Genomic DNA, 19,048 nt, shown 5'->3' on the forward strand with positions numbered 1-19,048 from the left:
ACCTGAAAGTGCCTATCGATTGCCTAAAAGCACCATTCGTGTGATAAACTATGTGCATGAAAAACGTCCTTGAAGAGATAATGGATCTGATGAAAGATGCGGGCACCAGGCAGATTGAAACCGGAGTACCGGGGCTAAGTATGATTAAGGGAGCGATCCCTCATCATCAGCTTGCAGCGCTATACGAGCCGATGATTGGTTTTACGGTTCAAGGAAGAAAGATTCTATCAATAGGGGGGCGCAGCACGGAACTGGCAGGACCATCGTATTACGTGTTACCCGTGCATGTTCCTGCAACGGCGGTTGTACATCCAGACCGTGATGGCCATCCTTACATGTCCCTTGGTCTCAGGCTGAATCAGAATGTTCTTCAGAGTCTGCTAAGAGATCTCCAAGAGAATCTATTACCGGCTGCTTCCGGGCAATTTGCAGCTTGCGACATGGATATTGAATTGATGGAGGCATGGCTGCGTTTATTGCGATTATCAAAAGCTTCAAGAGATATTCCGGCTCTTGCACCAGCTTATGAGCGCGAAATCCTGTATCGCGTACTGATGGGACCACAAGGAGGGGAGCTGAGGAAATTTGGTCAGCGGGAAAGTGATTTATCCCGGATATCCCAAATTGTAAAATGGTTTCGGAGTAATTTTATGAGGCCCATAGACATTGGTGAGCTGGCATCGAAATCGGGGATGGCTATAAATACCTTTCACCGGCAGTTTAAACGGGCTACGGGGTTAAGTCCTATTCAATTTCAAAAGCAATTAAGGCTCCTGGAGGCCAGAAACCTCATTGCCTTCGAGGGCTATCCAGTAGCAAGTGCTGCATATCATGTTGGCTATCAAAGTCCCTCACAGTTTAGTAGGGAGTATTCCCGGTTCTTCGGTGCATCTCCGGCACGTGACACGGAGAGCCTGAGACAAATTGAAAGCATGAGGGATTAGAAGACCATGCCAAGAGACAATTCCAGCTTAATAGAACGGCATGAAGAGCATAAGCAGCGCAGGGAGATGCATATTGCTGGCTTCAATCCGGTAACCTATGCTGCTGTCCTCAAGCCTTTTGCAGTGAACCGGCAAATGCAGGAATGCATCCCGTATGGTTCTCTCATCCAGACCGGCTGCTCTTACGATATTCTCCATAGAAACAAAGGAGTCAAAGTCATGCCTGGTTAACTGATATAATGCGAATAATACCGTTAATCTGTCAGCATCCGTATAGGCCCGAAGCACACTGTACAGGCTTAACAGTTGATCTGGCGCGAGTTCCCGTTTATCGGCGTGATCGGAAAAGAAGAGCATCTCCTGCCTGGCAATGGTAACTCCTTCCGGTTCGCTGCAAATAGAGGTTCCCCAAGTCTGCTGATCATACATCTTATCCGGGTCCCAGGGCAGGTAGCCCGAATAGAAAGTCAAGGCTGACTCCGAAATAATTAGCGATCTCGGGTAATAAAGCGGTATCCGGATAGCAAGCCCCGCTTTCCCATTTGGATACGGCTTGATTGGTTACACCGAAGACCTCCGCGAGCTCTTCTTGAGTCTTTCCCTTGTCCTTGCGCAGTTCCTGTAATTGCTTATGTATGCCCGCTGTTTTCATTATGAGCTCCTCCTTTACGCTTGTACGGAATCATTGTACATCCGGAGCCTAACGTTTGCCATGTAGTGTTGCTTGGATATCCCTAAGGATTTTCCAACATTGGGTTGGAAAGAAGCACAGTTACGTCTTGGGACTGGCACTCACAAATCTGTTAACCACTGTTAACATCCGTTAACGGCTGTGGTATAGTATAAGCAGAACGGGCGTACAATGCTAAGAGAGCCGTGCGTCAACACGACTCTCCCGAGCAATAGCCGCTTTTAAGGGCGGTAGGCCTCAGGCAAATAGGATACGACAAATAGACCGCTTACCTTTGCGAGATGGGCGGTCTATTTGCGTGTATTGGACAGCAGCGCTACGATAAGCAAACCAAAGGTTAGCATCAGCATGATTGCTTCAAACACTGTCACAAGGCATCCCTCCCTTCCAAGAGAGGTAGCCGACCGACCCTTTTAAGCCTATTCTATTGCTCAACCAGTATAACATATCAAATGCCTCGGTATTACCTAAATTTGGAGAAGTTTTGACGTAAATGCGTATTTAAAATACACAAAGAGCAGCCCCCAATATGGGAGCTGCTCTTATTTGCGTTTGTTCTTTCAGACCGCCGCCGGAACGCAGGCCTACAGCTTCTCTATCAGCTCAGTATAGTAGCCGTTGCCGTTGCGCTTATCCAGCTTCTCCGCTGTGGCGAGAGCTAACTTCTGGAAGTACATCGCAAGCGAAGTGACGTCTTCGGACTGACGCTCACAGGGGTGGCCGGCCGGAAGCTTGACCTGGAAGCGGATGGATTCTTCCGCAAGCCGGCGGAATAGCTTGGCCGAATAAGCGTTGAAGATCATCTGATCGGCCGGGTTCTCATGATCGAGAGAGGAAGCGATATACTCCTCAAAGACCTCCAGCGCCTTGATTGGATCGGTCAACGTCAGGTATCCAATATGCTCTCCCTGATGATACAAGAAGTCGCGGTTGCCTTTAACCAGCTTGTAGCCCTTCTTCTGAAGCTTATCCGCTTCCGCTTGGCGGCCCAGCCGCAGGAGAGGGAACAGCACCTTCGTGATGGTCACATGAGGGACCTCACCGCAGGTCATCCGGCCCTTGAGAATCGGCTCGGCTGCCTTCACGGTTGCTTCGTCGTCCTCCCGCTTCGCCAGGAACTCGACCAGGCCATGCTGTTCACAAGCCTCACAATCGCTCATCTCATCCCGCTCCATGGTCTGGACAATTGCCCATTCGGCCGCTGAAGCTTCCAGCTCCCCGAAATCTTCGAGGATATTCGCCCGGTAGTAGTGATAGGTTCGGCTGCTGTAGCCTTCCGCTGCGAAGCGGGTCTTCATATCCTCCAGCAGGTTCTCAATCTGAGTGCGGCTGATATCTGCAAAAGCAGTGATGCGGTCCAGCACCCACTTGTACGACCACATCAGACTGTAATCATCGAACCGGCCCGGGTTCTTGTCATACTGGCCCAGCTGCCAGGAAAAGGCGACCAGCGCCTTCATCGGATAGCCGTGGAAGCTGCCCAGCTCTACGATTTCGCTGCGGGCCTCATAGCCCTGATCGATATCTCCTGCGGCATCAGCTAACCGTACCGCCTGCTCGAGCAGCTCCAGCTTAGCTTTTCCTCCGGGCAGGCCATAGGCTTCCTCCATCAAATCGTCGAAATCCATCTCGGTAAGATTCATCTATTCGTCTCCTCCTGTGGCTTGATTAGCCGTCAATCCCCAATCAATAAATTGAATAATGCCCTGGTTCAGCAGCGCCATCTCCTGGCGGTTCATCGGATAATGTCCCATCATCAGCGCATTGCAGTACAGCATCTCGACAATAGAGGGCAGCATCTTCTGGTTCGCCTGATGAAATGCCCGCTCGATGACAGGATTATTCAGGTTGAAGTAGAGTGTGGCGTATGCCGTCTCCTTAAGCGAAGCGCCCAAGCTGCCCAGCACGGAGGCCAGGGCATCGGTGCTCACTTCTTTGGTCGCTTCCATTACACGCCACTGGGCGGATTCCTCAGATAGTGTGTAGAGCACCGGAATCTCCTCTGGCTTGAAGCGGCGCAGCTGCACCTGGCAGCGGAACTTCTGAAGTACACTGTCTGCGAGTCTTACGGACTCATAGTAGTTCAGCCGCTCTTGAGGGGTGATATCGGTAAAAGATAACGAAACCTCCTCCGGCAGCAGCCGTTCCGTCTGCACATCCGGGTCAATGAGCGGAAGCCGGGACAGCAGCTCGGCATCATAGATATATCCGCCGTTCACCACCAGCATGGATTGGGCTGAAGCCACGTGGGTAATCTGGCGGTATTCGTCCAGCGTCGCCGTGAAGTACAGGGGAGACTGCTGCTTCAGCTCGCCAAGCGTCTTTCTGCCATAGGTGCTCTCAAACGGCAACCACTCGTGAATGATAGAATAGAACGATGAATCTTCCACTGCGAGAGCCTTCATGGATAAGGCATGTAGTGAAATGATCGATTGCAGGCGATCCGGGTCGTACTCGGCCATCCGCATCAATTCCTCACGAATGGCATTCCCCAGCTCTTCCCGCACCAGCTCCAGCTGGGCATTCTCATAGAAATGCTCCCGGGACGCGGTCGGCTGCAGCTCATCAGTCCAGATCAGACATTTCACGAAGAAGGCCCAGTCCGGCAGGATATTGCTGGCAGCTTCGGAGACCAGCATGTGCTTCAGGTACACCCGGTGATTACGTTTGGCGTTCAGATTCACCGCATGCGGCAGAATGAAGGCGATGCCTCCTGTACGGCCCGAGGCGGTATGCAGGGGAATGAAATCGCGGAACTCCTCTCCCAGCACCTGCTTGCCGAAGGCCAGCACCTCGTCACGGTGTTTCCGGGCCAGCTGCGGATCTTTGACCCACGGCGGGGACTGCGGATTAATCAGGCGGGTGTTGCGATCCGACACCAACTCGATGGGATAAGGCAGCAGAGCGCCATAATGGAACAGCCCTTCTTGCAGATTATTTTCCTCGAAGTAGGCTTCGGCCCCTTCCTTGCAACGCAAAAAAACCTTGGTGCCAGGAGCATGTGCCCCTTCGAGCTTACGGATCGTATAAGTGCCGTCCGGCTTCCCGCGCCATTCCAGTGCAGGTCCGCCCTTGGCCGATTGGGTAACCATGACGATGTCGTCACTCACCATGAAGCAGGACAAGAGCCCGATGCCGAACCGCCCGATAAAAGAGGTGTTGGTCGACAGAAAATCTTCGCCCCGCTTGGAGGATTGTCCGATCATGGCCAGAAACTCATGAATCTCTGCCTCGTCTAACCCGATCCCGTTATCTTCTACTAATAAGGTCGCCCCGGTGGAGGTTCCGCTTACCTCGACATGAATCTTGCCTTCGTAGTCCGCTGGGGAATAAGCCTGCCGTGCAGTAATCGCATCGATGCCATTCTGGAGCAGCTCCCTTAAGAATACCTTCGGACTGCTATACAAATGGTTAGACAAAATGTTGATCATACCGCTTAGATTGACCTGAAAGCGATAAGTATCCTGGTTCTGATTCTCCATCTTTGTTCTCCTATTCTGTAATCAATTGATATGTAGACAGACACAACTCTATGTATTACCCAGAAGCGGCATTATAAGAAACAGATATTCCCAATCCTCCTAATTTCCCTGCCTTGAAAATACAAAGAAACCCAAGGTCTTGATTCACCTGGGCTTCCCGCCAATCTATTCTTAGTCCGCCTGCTTCACCGCACAGACCCGCAGCCGCCGGTAGTCTGCGATCGATTGCCCCTGCCGGTAATGCTCCGGCCGCAGTTGATCTTCTACTGCTTGATAGATCGCTGCCTTGTGCTCCGCGCTGACATCGTAGAAGAAGTCATCGGCCATCATGTCCAGCCAATCACGGACTCCGCTCTCACCGTGCAAGGGTGTAGGCCGTTCAAAATGCTGGGCCAGCGTAACGAGGAAGCCATGCTCCTCCAGTACTGCCGCATATTGGCCGATGGTGGGGAAGTACCACGGATTGCGTCCCTGCGGGTCATAGCCATGCGCGGTCAGTGTGCGCTCGGTCGCACTCACGAGAGCAGCGACGTTACGATAGCCGCCGAACTCGGCGACGAATCGCCCGCCGTCCCTTAGCGCGCTTGCCACAGTCACCGCGACTGCGTGCGCGTCCTTCATCCAGTGCAATGCTGCGTTGGAGAACACTGCATCGAAGGGTTGGGCTGCCCGGTAAGTGTACGCATTCTGGGCGCTCAGATTCAGGTGCGGGTACTTGTCGCTGCCGCGTGCGATCATCTCAGGCGACAGGTCGATGCCAACCGTCACCGCTCCGGCTGCCGCGATCTTAGCCGTCAGGTCGGCCGTCCCGCAGCCGATATCCAGCACGCGTTCACCAGGCTGAGGCTGTAGCAGCGAGAGGACGTCACCGCCCATTTTGGAGACAAAGTCCAGTTTGTGATCATACGTGTCCGCCTGCCATTGGTTATTGGAAGTCGAGTGAGTCATGGGCTTCCCCTCCTTTGAAATCCAGTATAGCGATGTACAGCTTATAAATGAAATATATAGTTGCTATTTAGTTTATATCTATTGCCTATAAGTGCTGCTCTTCAATAAATAGACCACAAACCTCTGGCGGTTAGCGGTCTATTTACGTATATTGGATTGGAATTAATACACCTGCACGCCCGCACCAAGCACGGACTTGTTCAGCACGGAATTGCCGGTCAGGAATACCTTTTGCAGATTAGGCAGCTTGCTCAGAAGCTCTATATTGGAAATCGCATTGTTCTCCAGATGAAGCTCCTCGATGGCCTGCCACTTGCTCATGAATTCCAGAGAAGCCAAGTTGCTGTCCTGCAGGGTGAAGGAACGCAGGGCGGACAGGTTCGCGAAATAAGGCATCACCTGGTCAACCTCATTGACGGAGGTATTGTTTACGCTTAAGTAGGGCTGGTCCAAGGTCAAATATTCAAGCGCACGGTTCGGCGGGGCGGTTGTCTGCCTGAAATCCAGCCTGCATTCCGAGCAGACCAGCCTATTCACCTGCTTCAGACGGAATAGGGCATCGGTCTCTGTATACAGTGACGAGTCGTAGATGCTTAGGGACTGCAGCCGGGGTAGATCGTTCAGGGCGTCAAGCCGGGTCATGTCGCCGATCTCCCAGAGAGACAGCTCGGCAAGCTCCGGGAATTTCCCCAGACTGGCCATGCTCAGCTCCCCGCTCCCGCCCCGGAGTGTCAGGTCCGTTACCGCAGGCGCCTTCAGCCCGGAGAGGAAGGAGGTTGGGAGCTCCGCCCGCTTGACGCCCGGTAAGGTCAGTGCTTCTGGCTTCTCGTAGTAACCGGACAACGTGAATTCCCGCAGAGAAGACAGGTAGTTCACGGCCGCTACTGAGCCGAGCTTGCTTAAGGAAGCCAGGCGCAGGGTGGTAATGGAGGCCTTGCCGGCCAGAGGCTTCAGACTGGTGAAATTCAGATTCTCGATATCCAGCGTTTGCAGAGCAGGCATGTTCTGCAAGAAGTCGATGGATTTTACATTGGTTAAATAGGAAAGCTTAAGTTCCTGGAGCCCGGTTAAGGCGTATAACGGCTGCAGATCTGTGGTTTCACTGTGATAGATAGCCAGAGAAGACAGCCCTGTCATAGACGATAACCATCCCAGGTCATTGACGAAGGTAAGGGACAGGGACTTTAGCGGCAGCTTACTCAGCAGATGCAAATCCGTTATAGACTCGTCTACATAGGTAATGGACAGAGAGCTTAGATTGGGGAACTCCAGCAGCAGGGCCACTTCCTGATTACTGCGCAGTTGAGTGGACAGCTCCGTAATTTTAGATTTATCGCCGAAGTAGCCGGAGAAGGCGCTGAACGATTCGTTGAAGGCGCCCCCGTAGCTTTTTAATCCGGTCATATGGGCAAGCGTTATTGGGTCCGCCTGGTTGATCTCATAGGTGTTTGTCAGGTTCAGGGCCGTCAGTCCCTTAAAGGCCTCAAAGTCCCGCTGATCAATTCGCTGGTCATTCAGTCTCTTGTCCTGGGTAATATAAGTGATCTTCTCGGCCCGCTCATTGCTGAAGGGATCGGTGAGACTGTAAGTGAATTGCCACTGGTCATTCTCCGAACGCTCCACAGTTAAATAACGCAGTGAGGCCAATTCCTCCTCGGTCGGCATGGCAGAGCCTTTACCCAGGGTCTCCCGCAGGAAGGAGAGCAGGACCTCGCTTTCGGGCATCTTCCGCACAGATTGAATAGCCTTGGTTGCCTGCTGCGGAGAGCTGAGGCCGTAATAAAGATAAGTACCGATGGCCCCGCCCAGCACCAGCAGCAGAATTAGCACCAGCCTGACGGGGATGGAGACGGAGACGGTCGGCTTCGGCGCGGCCTTGGGAGGGGGTGTCCCGTGATAATGGTTAATGGTCTGATCCACATAATAGACATTATTTTGCTTGAGCAGAAGCTCAGTCTGGCAATAAGGGCACTTGAGGATGGTGCCTTCCTTGTATTCAATTCTTCCGCTGCAATTGGGACAGTTCAAGGGAATAAAAGCCACGAATGCCTCCTCCTTATGATGTAATGATAGCTCATATTGGGCGGTCCTCTGATCTCAGGAATCCGCTTTTATTCCATTATACCTGCCAGCGGGGAGAGAGCCAGCCATCGGATGGCAAAAAGAAATTTTTAAGGTTACTCATCTGTACCTGTTCCCGCGAACCTGACAAATACGAATAATCCAATCAGGACCACAACTATCCCCGACCAGAAGAACCAGAACGGAACCCCGAACCGGTCGGCTACAGGTCCCGCCAGTGCAAGCCCGATCGGCGAAGACAAGAGTCCGATACTTGTCACGAAGGAGAGTACGCGCCCTAGGAGCTCAGGCTCATAAGACTTCTGGATCATCGCCATGTAAGGGCCGTTGAACAAGGGGGCTGCGGCACCCATCAGGAAGGAGAGGACGGTAAAAGCAAGGAACGCCTCGCGCCCGACCATCCCGCTCAGGACACAGGTAAGCCCGATCACAACCAGACTCACACTCATGTAGGTGGTGTCCTTCCATCTGGAAGCAAGCGCCGACAGCAGCGCACCGCCAAGGATCATCCCGATCCCGAATACGGCCTCAATCAGGCTGGCGCTGTAACCGCCGCGTCCGAAATGGGACAGCGTCATCAGGGGAAACAGCATCGCCAGCGGCATGAATACCACGCTGAAGACCGCCATGGCAATCGTTACCGTGACAATGGGCTTTTGCGACAGGAATGCTCTCCAGCCAAGCATAAACTCCTTGCGGAACGAGGGGGTCTCTATCATCTCCGGTTTCGGCTGATGAATCTGAACGAACAGAAGCATAACGTTAGCGATTAAGGCACCTGCTACATCTAAAAGTAACACTGTTCCTAGTGAAGTTGCCGAGTATACCGCTATTCCAAGCGCCGGTCCAAGGACGCTGGAAGCAGAGAAGATGAGTTGGTTCCAGCCTGCCACCCGGGTGAGCTGGTCTTCCGGCGCAATCAGAGGAATCGCAGCCTGGAACGAAGGGGCATGGAAGGACGAAGCTGCCGAACGTATGAGCAGGATGGCGTACACGATCCATAAGCTGGGTTCGCCCCATAGATAATAAGCACCCAGTATCAGACTGGTTAGTGCAATGGCGCTGTCTGCGGCGATCATGGTGAGCTTACGGTTCCACCGGTCGAGCCAGACACCAATGAACGGACCTAAGAGCGCTTGCGGCAGGAACCCGGCCAGACCGGCAATCATTAACACGGCAGCAGACCCCGTCGTCGCGGTCAAGTGCCAGATGATCGAGAACTGAACCATCGCAGAGGTTAGTATCGAGAAGATTTGTCCGCTGAAGATGAAGGCGAACGTCTTTTTCCATTGAATATTCATAAGTGTATACCCTCCCTAATAAAGACAGACCCAAATCCGTAAGTGGACTTGGGTCTGCAACAATTACATGACGGGACAGTGCGAAGCCGGGCATAGTGAAATAAGCCGTAGCGGATCGCAACCGATGTCCTTAACGTAAATAGCAGCAGCACAAAAAAAGCCCACACTTGGTGAGAAATCAGCTTTTGTTGGGTGTGCTTACCATATACGTGGAATCATCGGCGGCCATCCTCCTCAAATTTTATAGCCGAAGTTTATCATTGAACTGTTAGAGGTGTCAATAATATCGGAGTATTCTGCTTCTTCAGCCTAGTGTGCTATATTGGGAATAATGAAGCGGATACAGGGGGCTGGAGGATGTTCTTTTTCATAGTAATGCTTGTATGTTTCGGTGTGTTCGTAGCGCTTGCCTATATATTCAACGCGAAGCATAAGATCATAATGCCGCTTGTCAGCGCGGTGGCGGTCAGTATGCTGGTGCAAGTGCTGGAGCAATTCTACATGAGCAGCATTATTATTGTGGCGTTCATTCTGTATTTCATCATAAGCAGTATCAGGACCTTCAAGCATGAACAGTTCCAGTTAATGGTGGCGATTCTGTTCAGCACATCCGTCGTCACTCTCATCATAACCTCAACCTACTTCAAGCAGCCCGTGGCTCCCTCCGAAGCGGAGATGGTCAGGGTGATGTTCATCTATTACCCGCTGCTGATTCTATTTATCTCCTGTTATGTCTACATGCTGCTTAGCGTGTTCAATTTCAAGCTGCTGCAGTCCGGGAACCCGCTCGGGTATATGATGGGCAAGGTGCGCGGCTTCAGGCGTATGGTCCGTCTGCTGTGGATCGCTTCGCGCAAAGGGCTGAACCATCTGCTCCAGCAGGATCATGCAAAACTGCCGCAGGTGATTGCTGCCGTTCTGGATAACATGGGCGGGGTCTTCGTGAAGTTCGGGCAAGTCTTATCGACCAAAAAGGACATGCTCCCTGCACAATACATCGAAGCGTTCTCCAGCCTGCATGACCAGGTTAAGCCACTCAGCCAGAAGGAGCTGAAGGAGATCATCGACAGCAGAATCGGCGATCTGGAGGAGACGTATGAAGATTTCGGGATGCAGCCTATCGCAGCCGCTTCGATCGGTCAGGTGCATCTGGCGCGGCTGAAGTCCACAGGCGAGAAGGTAGTTGTCAAAATCCTGCGTCCGGATGTGAAGCAGAAGATGAGCGTGGATCTGGATTTATTAATCCAATTCGTGACCCGGCTCTCCGAGCGCTCCCCCAAAATCCAAAGACTCGGCTTAATTCAGCTTGCCCAAGGCTTCAAAACGAATCTGATCGAAGAGACGGACTTCGACATCGAAGCGCTGAATACCAACCTGCTGCGCCAAGCATTCCAGGAACACGATATTCCGATACAAGTGCCGAAGATCTACGCCGAATACTCGACCAAGCAGATTCTGACCATGGAATATATTGAAGGGCACCGGTTCACCCGAAAGGTTACAAATGACGTATCGGAAATGATCATGCACGCGTTCCTGCAGCAGATTCTGATGATCGGCATCTTCCACGCCGACCCGCATCCCGGCAATCTGATGCTGACCCGGGACGGGAAGGTTGCGCTGATTGACTTCGGCTCTGTGGGTTATCTGACAGAGGAAGAGCGGGCAGGGATGTTGAACTTCCTGATGGGCTACAGCCGGAAGGAGACGAAGCAGATGGCCCAGGGCCTGGCCGGGGTCTGTGAAGAAGGGGAGCTGTTGGATGTGCGAATGATCGAGCGGCGCCTCGGCAGACTTTTATCCGAAGCCTCCTTCTCCCCTGATCCTACCAGTGTCATGATGAGACGGCTGATGTCGATGATTACCGAGCTGGGGATGTCCTTGAAGCCGACGGTGGCCGGGGCCTTCCGGGCGATTATTACCCTGGACGGGACCTTGTCCTCAGTAGATGAGTCATACTCCTTATCCGCAGCGAGCCAGTCCTTCGCAGACCAGATGGATACGGGAGAGATCGTCAAGGAACAGTTCAACAAGGTCAAGGGGCGGCTGGAGGACTATATCCCGAAGCTGCTGGAGCTGCCGCTGCTGAAGGAGAACCGGATCACCCTTGCGCGTGAGGACAATCATAGTCTGACGGATTTCGTGGGGACGCTGACGGTTGGGATGTTCACGGTGATCTGTATGGTGATCATGCTGGCAAGCTTCTGGGTGCAGGGGGAGATCATGCGGTTTGTGCTGGCACCCCTATCGATGTCAGGCTTCGGCACGGGGATGATCATCCTGATGATGTCTGTAATTAAGCAATTGAAACCTAAGAACTAACGGAAGGCGTGGAATATTATGGAAAATCCACTCTCGAACAAGAAGAGAATACGCGGCTGGAGGCGAGACATAAACAACCTCAGAGAATTCTCTGGGGCTTATTGTCTATAGAGGGGCGGCTACCAATCCCCCGGAGTTATGATATAATTTAGCTTTATTACGGCCGGATAAGGGATTATCCTGGCACGCATAGAGAGGTACTTCATATGATAAATAATTTCTGGCGTGAATTGCCACGCCCTTTTTTCATACTGGCCCCGATGGAGGATGTGACGGATGTGGTGTTTCGTCATGTCGTTGCTGAAGCGGGCAGACCGGATGTGTTTTTTACGGAGTTCGTGAATACAGAGAGCTATGCCCACCCGGAGGGGAAGCAGGCGGTGCGGGGGCGGTTGACTTTTACCGAGGATGAACAGCCGATGGTCGCGCATATCTGGGGGGACAAGCCGGAGTATTTCCGGAAGATGAGCATCAGTATGGCCGAAGAAGGCTTCAAAGGCATCGATCTGAACATGGGTTGTCCTGTAGCAAATGTAGCCGAGAACGGGAAAGGCAGCGGCCTGATCTGCCGTCCCGAACTCGCAGCGGAGATCATCCAGGCGGCGAAGGCCGGGGGACTGCCCGTCAGCGTCAAGACGCGGCTCGGATTCAGCAGCGTGGACGAATGGCGGGGCTGGTTGACTCATATTTTGCAGCAGGACATTGTGAATCTGTCCATCCATCTGCGTACGCGGGAGGAAATGAGCAAGGTGGATGCCCACTGGGAGCTGATTCCTGAGATCAAAAAGCTGCGGGATGAGATCGCGCCGCACACTCTGCTGACGATTAACGGCGACATTGCGGACCGGGAGACTGGCCTTAAGCTGGCCGCAGAGTATGGGGTGGACGGGATTATGATCGGGCGCGGGATTTTTCATAATCCGTTTGCGTTCGAGCGTGAGCCGAGGGAGCATAGCAGCGGAGAACTGCTTGATCTGCTGCGGCTGCATCTGGACCTCTATGATCAATACTCAGGACAGGCACCACGTTCGTTCAGCCCGTTGCAGCGCTTCTTCAAAATCTACGTCCGCGGCTTCCGCGGCGCCAGTGAACTCAGAAATAATCTAATGAACACCAAGTCCACCCGCGAGGTGCGTGCGCTGCTGGATGAATTCGCAAGCCAAGAGCAGGACGGAGCGGAGGGGCCTAATGAATAAGGGAGGGCGTATGAGAAACTTTATTATTTTCGGAGCAAGCAAGGGCTTGGGAGAGGCCTTCGTCAAGGCGCTGCCGGTGCCGGGCGATCAGGTCTGGGTGGTCTCAAGAACATACCCGGACAGCATGAAGCTGGAGGATGGGGTTCAGCGGACCTGGATTGAGGCTGACTTGGCGAAGCCGGATGCTGCGGGGCGGATTGCAGAATCATTGAACGGCGTTACCCTGGACGTATTCATCTATAATGTTGGCGTATGGGAGAGCAAAGGGTTCAGCGATGACTATGATTTTGAACAGGATGATCCGGCTGAGATTGCCAGCATTATTAACATCAATGTGACTTCGGCGATTACGTGCATCCAGAAGCTTTTGCCGAATCTTAAGCAGTCTGCGCATGCCAACATTATCTTAATCGGTTCTACGGCAGGCCTGGATCATAATGACTATACCCAGGTATCATTTGCCGCGTCCAAGTTCGGTCTGCGCGGGATTGCCAATGCCATCAGGGAGCATGTGAAGCCGTACGGCATCGGGGTGACTATCATTAATCCCGGGGAGATTGCTACTCAGATTCCGCTGGAGGCCGGGGTGGAGCCCGTCTTGTCTGCCTACAACGGCACGCAGATTCCGCTTCAGGATATCGTATCCCTGGTGCAATGCGTCATGAACCTGTCCAAGGCTTCTTGTGTGAAGGAAATCAATATTCCAGCGATGTTGGATACGAATGCGTAAATGAACTGAGGACCGGATGAATGGCAAGGGATAATCCTGGAGCCAACAAGCCTGTCCTCTATTTTGTTATATCTACCCAATCGTAATACTTCCGCCATGTACTTGGGACCCGATATAAGCGATTATATAGACACAGAAGCGTCGGGTGATCCCGAACATAGGAGGTTATAAGATATGGCTTATCAGAATATTGACGGTGTGCGGATGTGGGGGAATCCCGATCCCGGAGCGATGGCGCAAGCCAAGATGTGTGCGGAGAACGGGAATGTGGTGCAGACGCTGCTCATGGCGGATCATCATAAAGGCTACAGCCAGCCGATCGGCGGGGTGGTCGTATACGATGGACAGATCTCCCCGTCGGGTGTGGGGTATGATATCGGATGCGGGAATAAGGCGGTGCGGACCGGCTTGAAGATAGAGGAGCTGCGGCCGCGACTCTCAGGGATTATGGATGAGATTGCCCGCAGAATCTCCTTCGGCATAGGCCGGGTCAATAATGAGCGGGTGGAACACGAGCTGTTCGACGACCCGGATTGGGCGGTGTTCATGGCGGTTGGCAGACAGAAGCATGACAAGCTCAAGGACCTGGCGCAGAATCAGCTCGGTACCGTCGGCAGCGGCAACCACTTCGTAGACATACTAGAAGAAGACGCAACCGGCCGGGTATGGATTGCCAATCATTTCGGCAGCAGAGGGTTCGGGCATAAGACGGCGAGCGGATTCCTTAACCTGGCAGCAGGCAGAGACTTTCTGGCGAATGCCCCCGGGGAAAAGATGGATCAGCCGCCCGTACTGCTCGACCTGAACAGTGAGCTGGGCGATATGTATTACAGAGCGATGAAGCTGGCCGGGCGCTACGCCTATGCCGGAAGAGACTATGTTATCCAGCAGGTCTTGGCTATTCTGGGAACGGAAGCGGATCTGGAGGTGCACAACCATCATAACTATGCCTGGAAAGAGACGCATCACGGCAAGGAAGTCATCGTCGTCCGTAAAGGGGCTACTCCGTCAGCACCGGGCCAGATGGGCTTCATCGGCGGCAGCATGGGAGACATCTCCGTAATCGTCCGGGGGAAGGACAGCGCGGAGAACCGGGATGCTTATTACAGCACCGTTCATGGAGCAGGACGGATTATGAGCCGGACCCAGGCAGCGGGCCGTATGAACTGGAAGACCCGCACCCGCAGCGGCGGTCAAATCTCATCAGCGCAGATGCTGGAGGCGGTTCGGGATTTCGGCGTAGAGCTGCGCGGCGCAGGCACGGACGAGAGTCCTTTTGTCTACCGGAAGCTGCAAGAAGTGCTGGACGCGCACGCCGGGACCATTGAGGTTATGCATGTGCTAAAGCCAGTGGGCGTATGTATGGCGGGCGCGGATGAGTTCGATCCATATAAGGATTGAGCGGGATATCCATCACGAAGTCTCCACAGGCGGGCAGCAAGGACGCGAAGTATGGTAACATAGAACTTCAAGAAGAGGCCGGCAGGCCTTTTCCCATTTTCAATAGGGAGGGATTACATGTCCTGGAGTAAACTCAAGCAACAACTGGAGGGCTTCCTCAGCCCATCCTTAGAGGGACGGGTAGAGTACCGCGCGCCCGCGTACCGCTATGCGCCGGATAAATCAGGCACCTGTTATATTACGGTGGACAAGAAGAACATTCTCAGCATGACCGACAAGTCCAGCCCCATCCGCTGGTATTCGTCCGAGCTGGAGGTCAAGAATGACCCGGAGCTCCATATCTCCATTACCAATGAGGATATTGAAGCAGTCAGACTGACGGCCAAGGGGCCTATCCCCGAGGACCGCCTAATCATCATGGCTCGAAGCCGCTTAACCACCGAACACGCCAAGGCATTAATGTTGGCCCAGGCTGGCCTGACGAAATCGAATTTCATTGTGGTGGCGAATAAGTTCCTGGTTACTCCTATTGAGGAGAGTCTGGAGAGCAGCGATATCATCTTGAATATTCTGGCTCTGATGGACCGGAGAGTCGGGCGGAAGCGGATCGAGGGGATGTCCGTGAAGATGCAGCGGAAGCATCCGGCGGTGGAGTATTTCTATGATCTGCGGCGCGGGGCATTATGATTGTTATAGCCGTTTCCGCTTGTGCTCAGCGTTTCCCCGCAACCAGCATATATCCGGCCCCCCGGACTGTAATGATCCGCTCGGGATGGATAGGGTCGTCCTCGATTTTTTTGCGCAGATTACTGATGTGGACAGCCACCGTCCGCGTATCCTCCAGACTCTTCATCCCCCAGATGAGGTGAAACAGCGTATCGACAGTGACTACTTGATTCACGTTCTGTGCCATGTAGGAGAGCAGGCTGAATTCTTTTTTTGACAGAAAAATCGTTCTGCTGCCCATGTGAACAGACTGTGCATAGAAATCCAGCGTCAGTCCCGGCAGCTCCAGCAGCTGTTCCCTTCTGCCCGTGGATACCCTGCGGAGGTGAGCCTTGATCTTGGCCATGAGTACGCCCGGACTGAACGGCTTGGTCACATAATCATCCCCGCCATACGATAAGGCGCTGATCTTCACCTCATCCTCCTCCTGACTGCTTAGGAACACAATCGGGGCATTCGTGTAATTGCGTGCGTTCTTGCACCAGTCAATGCCGTTCTCATTCGCCAGCAGCACATCCAGCACAATCAGGTCCGGGTTAAATGACGCAAGCAGCAGCATAGCATCGGCCCCGCTGTGGCAATACGAGGAGTCGAAGCCTTCCCGCTGGCAGTATAGCTCAACAATCTCACAGATATGGGGATCGTCGTCGACGATCATAATTTTGTATGTGTCCATTCTATTGTCACTCTCCTGCTTCCTGAATCAACGGCAATATGACCTGGAAAATCGACCCCGTCTTCCCGTCGCTCTCCGCCCGGACACTCCCGCCATGCGCTTGTACAATTTCCCGGCATATCGCCAGGCCTAGTCCGCTGCCCTCTACGCCCATGTCCAGCCCCGGCCGGTCCACCCGGTAATTGCGGTCGAAGATCTGCTCCAGCTGCTCTGGAGGAATACCCATGCCGGTGTCTTGTACGCTGATGACCGCACAGCGGGTAGCATTCACCTCGTCCACGGCTAAGGCAAGACGCACTAACCCGCCGCCAGGGGTAAACTTCATCGCGTTCGACACCAAATTGAATAATGCCTGTTCTAAGCGTTGCGTATCGATCCTAGCAACAGGCAGGTCAGCGCCTGGTTCTGCTGTATCCCCGATGTCCAGATCGAAATCCAGTCCCGCATCCCGCACCACCAGCTCATATTGTTCATAGAAGCCGCGCAGGAACGGAGTCACCTGAACCGGCTCCATCCGGTACTCTACTTGCCCTGTCTCCAGATGGGACAAGAAGCTCAGCTCTCCGATCATGCGGTTGATCCTTATCGTGTTATCGCGGATATATTTCAGATACTGTTCATTGCGCTCCGGCTTCACCATGTCCATCACCGCCTCGACATAACCCAGCATACTGGACAGCGGCATCCGCAGATCATGTGTAATATAGGCCAGCAGCTTCTTCCGGCCTTCCTCGGAGTGCAGTAACCGCTCATACGACAGGCGGAGATCTTCGTGGGCTGCGGATAAGGCATGGGTGCGCTCCAGCACAATCTGCTCCAGATTGGCATTCATCCCGGTGAGCTTGAGATTGGCTTCCTGCAGCTCCCGCGCGATCCGCTCTTCATTCGTTGCTGCCTGCGTGAATCTGGAAGAGAGCAGCAGCATCTGGGCGACCGTGAAGATGAGCAGCCCGAACGGCGAGCTGTTCCCGATGGGGGACCATTCGTTGTAATACAGGAAATCGTTGATCACCGTAGCCAGAGCCACCACCGACACCAGCAGGAAGATCAGCGCTCCCTCCATCCGCCGCAAGGCCGCATGAGCCAGCCCCGCCATCAGATACACCATATGGAGAACCACGACCACACCGATCAGCAGCAGCATCCGGGAATAGACGAGGGCAGGGGTCACCACAACCACCAGACAGAGTGCGCCGGTGACGATCCGGGAGCCATAGCGGAACCAACGCGACACGTAATCCGGGAAAATGCACTCAAAATACATGGTGATTATCCACCCGCCGAGGCATAGGATCAGATACTCAAGCTTGAACTGCAACTCCCACGGAAAATGCGGCAGCCATTGGGTAAGCATAAGCTCCCCGTTCAGCAGGGAGCGGATAGAGAACATCACGGTGAACAGACCGAAGTATAGCGGTGCCCGGTCCTTACGCCGCAGCATGAACAGCAGCAGATGATACACGCCGATCACCAGCAGGCTGGCGGTGATGAACATATCCGCAGCAATCCTCAGATGGGTCCGGACCGTTAACACATTACTGCCGCCCAGCTCGATATTCTTGGTGATGCCACCCCGCTTATGATGGAAGTTCGCTACCTGCATCACCAGCTCCACCGTGTCGCCTTCAGGCTGGAAGAACACCAGCTTCGTCGCCAGACGCGGCGTCATGCCCTCTTTGTCCTGATCCACCACACCGACCTCAGCTAGCAGCTCTCCATTCACCCACAATTTATACGCATGAAAAATAGTAGGCAGCCGCAGAGCCAGCCGCTCCTTACTATCCTGCTCACTAAGCCGGATCACCAGCCTGAAGGTGGCATAACCTTCGCCCTTCAGCGCTTGACCGTCCAGCGGGTAGCCCAGCCAGGAGCCGGGGATGTTGATATACCGGTCCCGGTCAGCCGGTTCCCTGCCTGCCATCCGGCTTCGTATATCCCCGGGTGAGAGCAGCTCGTGCCAATAGAAGGTCCATTCTCCCTGTAACTTCAGCGGATTCATACGGATAGAGGTATGCGTTAGATCCAGCAGGCCTTCCTTGCTTCGAGGCTTGGGGGCACCCGGCGTTGCAGACAGGATGGCATAGCTTGCGATCAGCCCGATAACTACGACCACAGTGATATGTAACCAGATATTACGAGAACCGGACCTTAGTATACCCCTCATCATGAAGCCGACCCCAATCTACAAGATTCGTCATTCTTAAGCTCATTGCCCTAATGATAGCATCATTGCCGAAAATTGTGTGGAATTGCACGATGTAAAGTTTGCTTTTCTTTCATTAATAGGCTAAATTCCTGTGTAGAATGCTGGGCAAGGAGTCGGAACTGTCGAAAGTTGTAAGTTGCTCGGGGTGATTCAAAAACTACAAAAATGTTGGAATGAATTAGAAAATCGGTAATAAAATATACTACCCTGATGAATGGCCCCGTGGAGGGGCCTTTTTAAGTGCTATGTCTTGGGGCCCCCGCAAAGTACCTGAGTAAGCATCGAAGCCATAGCATCACTTTGTGGGGTTATTCTATGGGAAACGATCTAAGGAGGCTTGGCT

Annotated in this window: 16 protein-coding genes; 6 read left to right on the forward strand and 10 right to left on the reverse strand. The window is 53.4% G+C overall.

Annotated features, from left to right (window positions below; genetic code table 11):
* Nucleotides 1-80 precede the first annotated feature (80 nt).
* Nucleotides 81-944: an AraC family transcriptional regulator gene (locus ACFSX3_RS04000; protein WP_379312631.1), complete on the forward strand. Its 864-nt coding sequence runs from the start codon at nt 81-83 to the stop codon at nt 942-944.
* Between the two features lie 27 nt (nt 945-971).
* Here the strand turns inward: ACFSX3_RS04000 and ACFSX3_RS04005 are convergent, their stop codons facing one another.
* The 8 genes from ACFSX3_RS04005 to ACFSX3_RS04040 all read right to left on the reverse strand — a co-directional run bounded on the left by ACFSX3_RS04005 (nt 972) and on the right by ACFSX3_RS04040 (nt 9,448).
* Nucleotides 972-1,415 carry a hypothetical protein gene (locus ACFSX3_RS04005; RefSeq protein ID WP_209992003.1) on the reverse strand — a complete coding sequence of 148 codons (444 nt, stop codon included), beginning with the start codon at nt 1,413-1,415 and terminating at the stop codon, nt 972-974.
* Entirely contained in the window at nt 1,375-1,596 is a 222-nt protein-coding gene (locus ACFSX3_RS04010; protein ID WP_209992002.1) for a helix-turn-helix domain-containing protein, read from the reverse strand. The genes ACFSX3_RS04005 and ACFSX3_RS04010 overlap by 41 nt, the downstream gene beginning before the upstream one ends.
* A gap of 329 nt (nt 1,597-1,925) precedes the next feature.
* The gene (locus ACFSX3_RS04015; RefSeq protein WP_379312649.1) at nt 1,926-2,006 is read right to left on the reverse strand and encodes a putative holin-like toxin; all 81 of its coding nucleotides are present in this window, start codon (nt 2,004-2,006) and stop codon (nt 1,926-1,928) included.
* A 213-nt stretch (nt 2,007-2,219) separates the two neighbouring features.
* A complete protein-coding gene (locus ACFSX3_RS04020) occupies nt 2,220-3,278 on the reverse strand; it encodes a hypothetical protein (RefSeq protein ID WP_209992001.1) in 1,059 nt (352 codons plus the stop codon).
* Nucleotides 3,279-5,117: an HSP90 family protein gene (locus tag ACFSX3_RS04025; protein WP_209992000.1), complete on the reverse strand. Its 1,839-nt coding sequence runs from the start codon at nt 5,115-5,117 to the stop codon at nt 3,279-3,281.
* Nucleotides 5,118-5,288: 171 nt separating this feature from the next.
* Nucleotides 5,289-6,065, reverse strand: coding sequence for a methyltransferase (locus tag ACFSX3_RS04030; protein ID WP_209991999.1), 777 nt, complete (start codon nt 6,063-6,065; stop codon nt 5,289-5,291).
* Nucleotides 6,066-6,227: 162 nt separating this feature from the next.
* Nucleotides 6,228-8,108, reverse strand: coding sequence for a leucine-rich repeat domain-containing protein (locus ACFSX3_RS04035; protein WP_209991998.1), 1,881 nt, complete (start codon nt 8,106-8,108; stop codon nt 6,228-6,230).
* A 134-nt stretch (nt 8,109-8,242) separates the two neighbouring features.
* Nucleotides 8,243-9,448 carry an MFS transporter gene (locus ACFSX3_RS04040; protein ID WP_209991997.1) on the reverse strand — a complete coding sequence of 402 codons (1,206 nt, stop codon included), beginning with the start codon at nt 9,446-9,448 and terminating at the stop codon, nt 8,243-8,245.
* 357 nt (nt 9,449-9,805) lie between these two features.
* On the opposite strand from ACFSX3_RS04040, the gene ACFSX3_RS04045 reads away from it, so the two are divergent.
* The 5 genes from ACFSX3_RS04045 (at nt 9,806) to ACFSX3_RS04065 (ending at nt 15,784) form a co-directional block, all read left to right on the forward strand.
* Complete coding sequence (locus ACFSX3_RS04045; RefSeq protein WP_209991996.1) at nt 9,806-11,770, forward strand: ABC1 kinase family protein; 1,965 nt, start codon at nt 9,806-9,808, stop codon at nt 11,768-11,770.
* A 206-nt stretch (nt 11,771-11,976) separates the two neighbouring features.
* Nucleotides 11,977-12,966 (forward strand): tRNA dihydrouridine synthase, encoded by a 990-nt coding sequence (locus ACFSX3_RS04050; RefSeq protein ID WP_209991995.1) that lies wholly within the window; start codon nt 11,977-11,979, stop codon nt 12,964-12,966.
* 10 nt (nt 12,967-12,976) lie between these two features.
* Nucleotides 12,977-13,696 (forward strand): SDR family NAD(P)-dependent oxidoreductase, encoded by a 720-nt coding sequence (locus tag ACFSX3_RS04055; RefSeq protein ID WP_209991994.1) that lies wholly within the window; start codon nt 12,977-12,979, stop codon nt 13,694-13,696.
* A gap of 174 nt (nt 13,697-13,870) precedes the next feature.
* Nucleotides 13,871-15,097: an RtcB family protein gene (locus ACFSX3_RS04060; protein WP_209991993.1), complete on the forward strand. Its 1,227-nt coding sequence runs from the start codon at nt 13,871-13,873 to the stop codon at nt 15,095-15,097.
* Nucleotides 15,098-15,214: 117 nt separating this feature from the next.
* Nucleotides 15,215-15,784 (forward strand): SF0329 family protein, encoded by a 570-nt coding sequence (locus tag ACFSX3_RS04065; protein WP_209991992.1) that lies wholly within the window; start codon nt 15,215-15,217, stop codon nt 15,782-15,784.
* A gap of 25 nt (nt 15,785-15,809) precedes the next feature.
* On the opposite strand, the gene ACFSX3_RS04070 is transcribed toward ACFSX3_RS04065, so the two are convergent.
* Both ACFSX3_RS04070 and ACFSX3_RS04075 read right to left on the reverse strand, forming a co-directional pair.
* A complete protein-coding gene (locus ACFSX3_RS04070; RefSeq protein WP_209991991.1) occupies nt 15,810-16,499 on the reverse strand; it encodes a winged helix-turn-helix domain-containing protein in 690 nt (229 codons plus the stop codon).
* Between the two features lie 7 nt (nt 16,500-16,506).
* A complete protein-coding gene (locus tag ACFSX3_RS04075) occupies nt 16,507-18,666 on the reverse strand; it encodes an ATP-binding protein (RefSeq protein ID WP_209991990.1) in 2,160 nt (719 codons plus the stop codon).
* Between the last annotated feature and the right edge of the window lie 382 nt (nt 18,667-19,048).

The organism is Paenibacillus rhizoplanae (assembly GCF_042684125.1).
Classification (GTDB): domain Bacteria; phylum Bacillota; class Bacilli; order Paenibacillales; family Paenibacillaceae; genus Paenibacillus_AQ; species Paenibacillus_AQ rhizoplanae.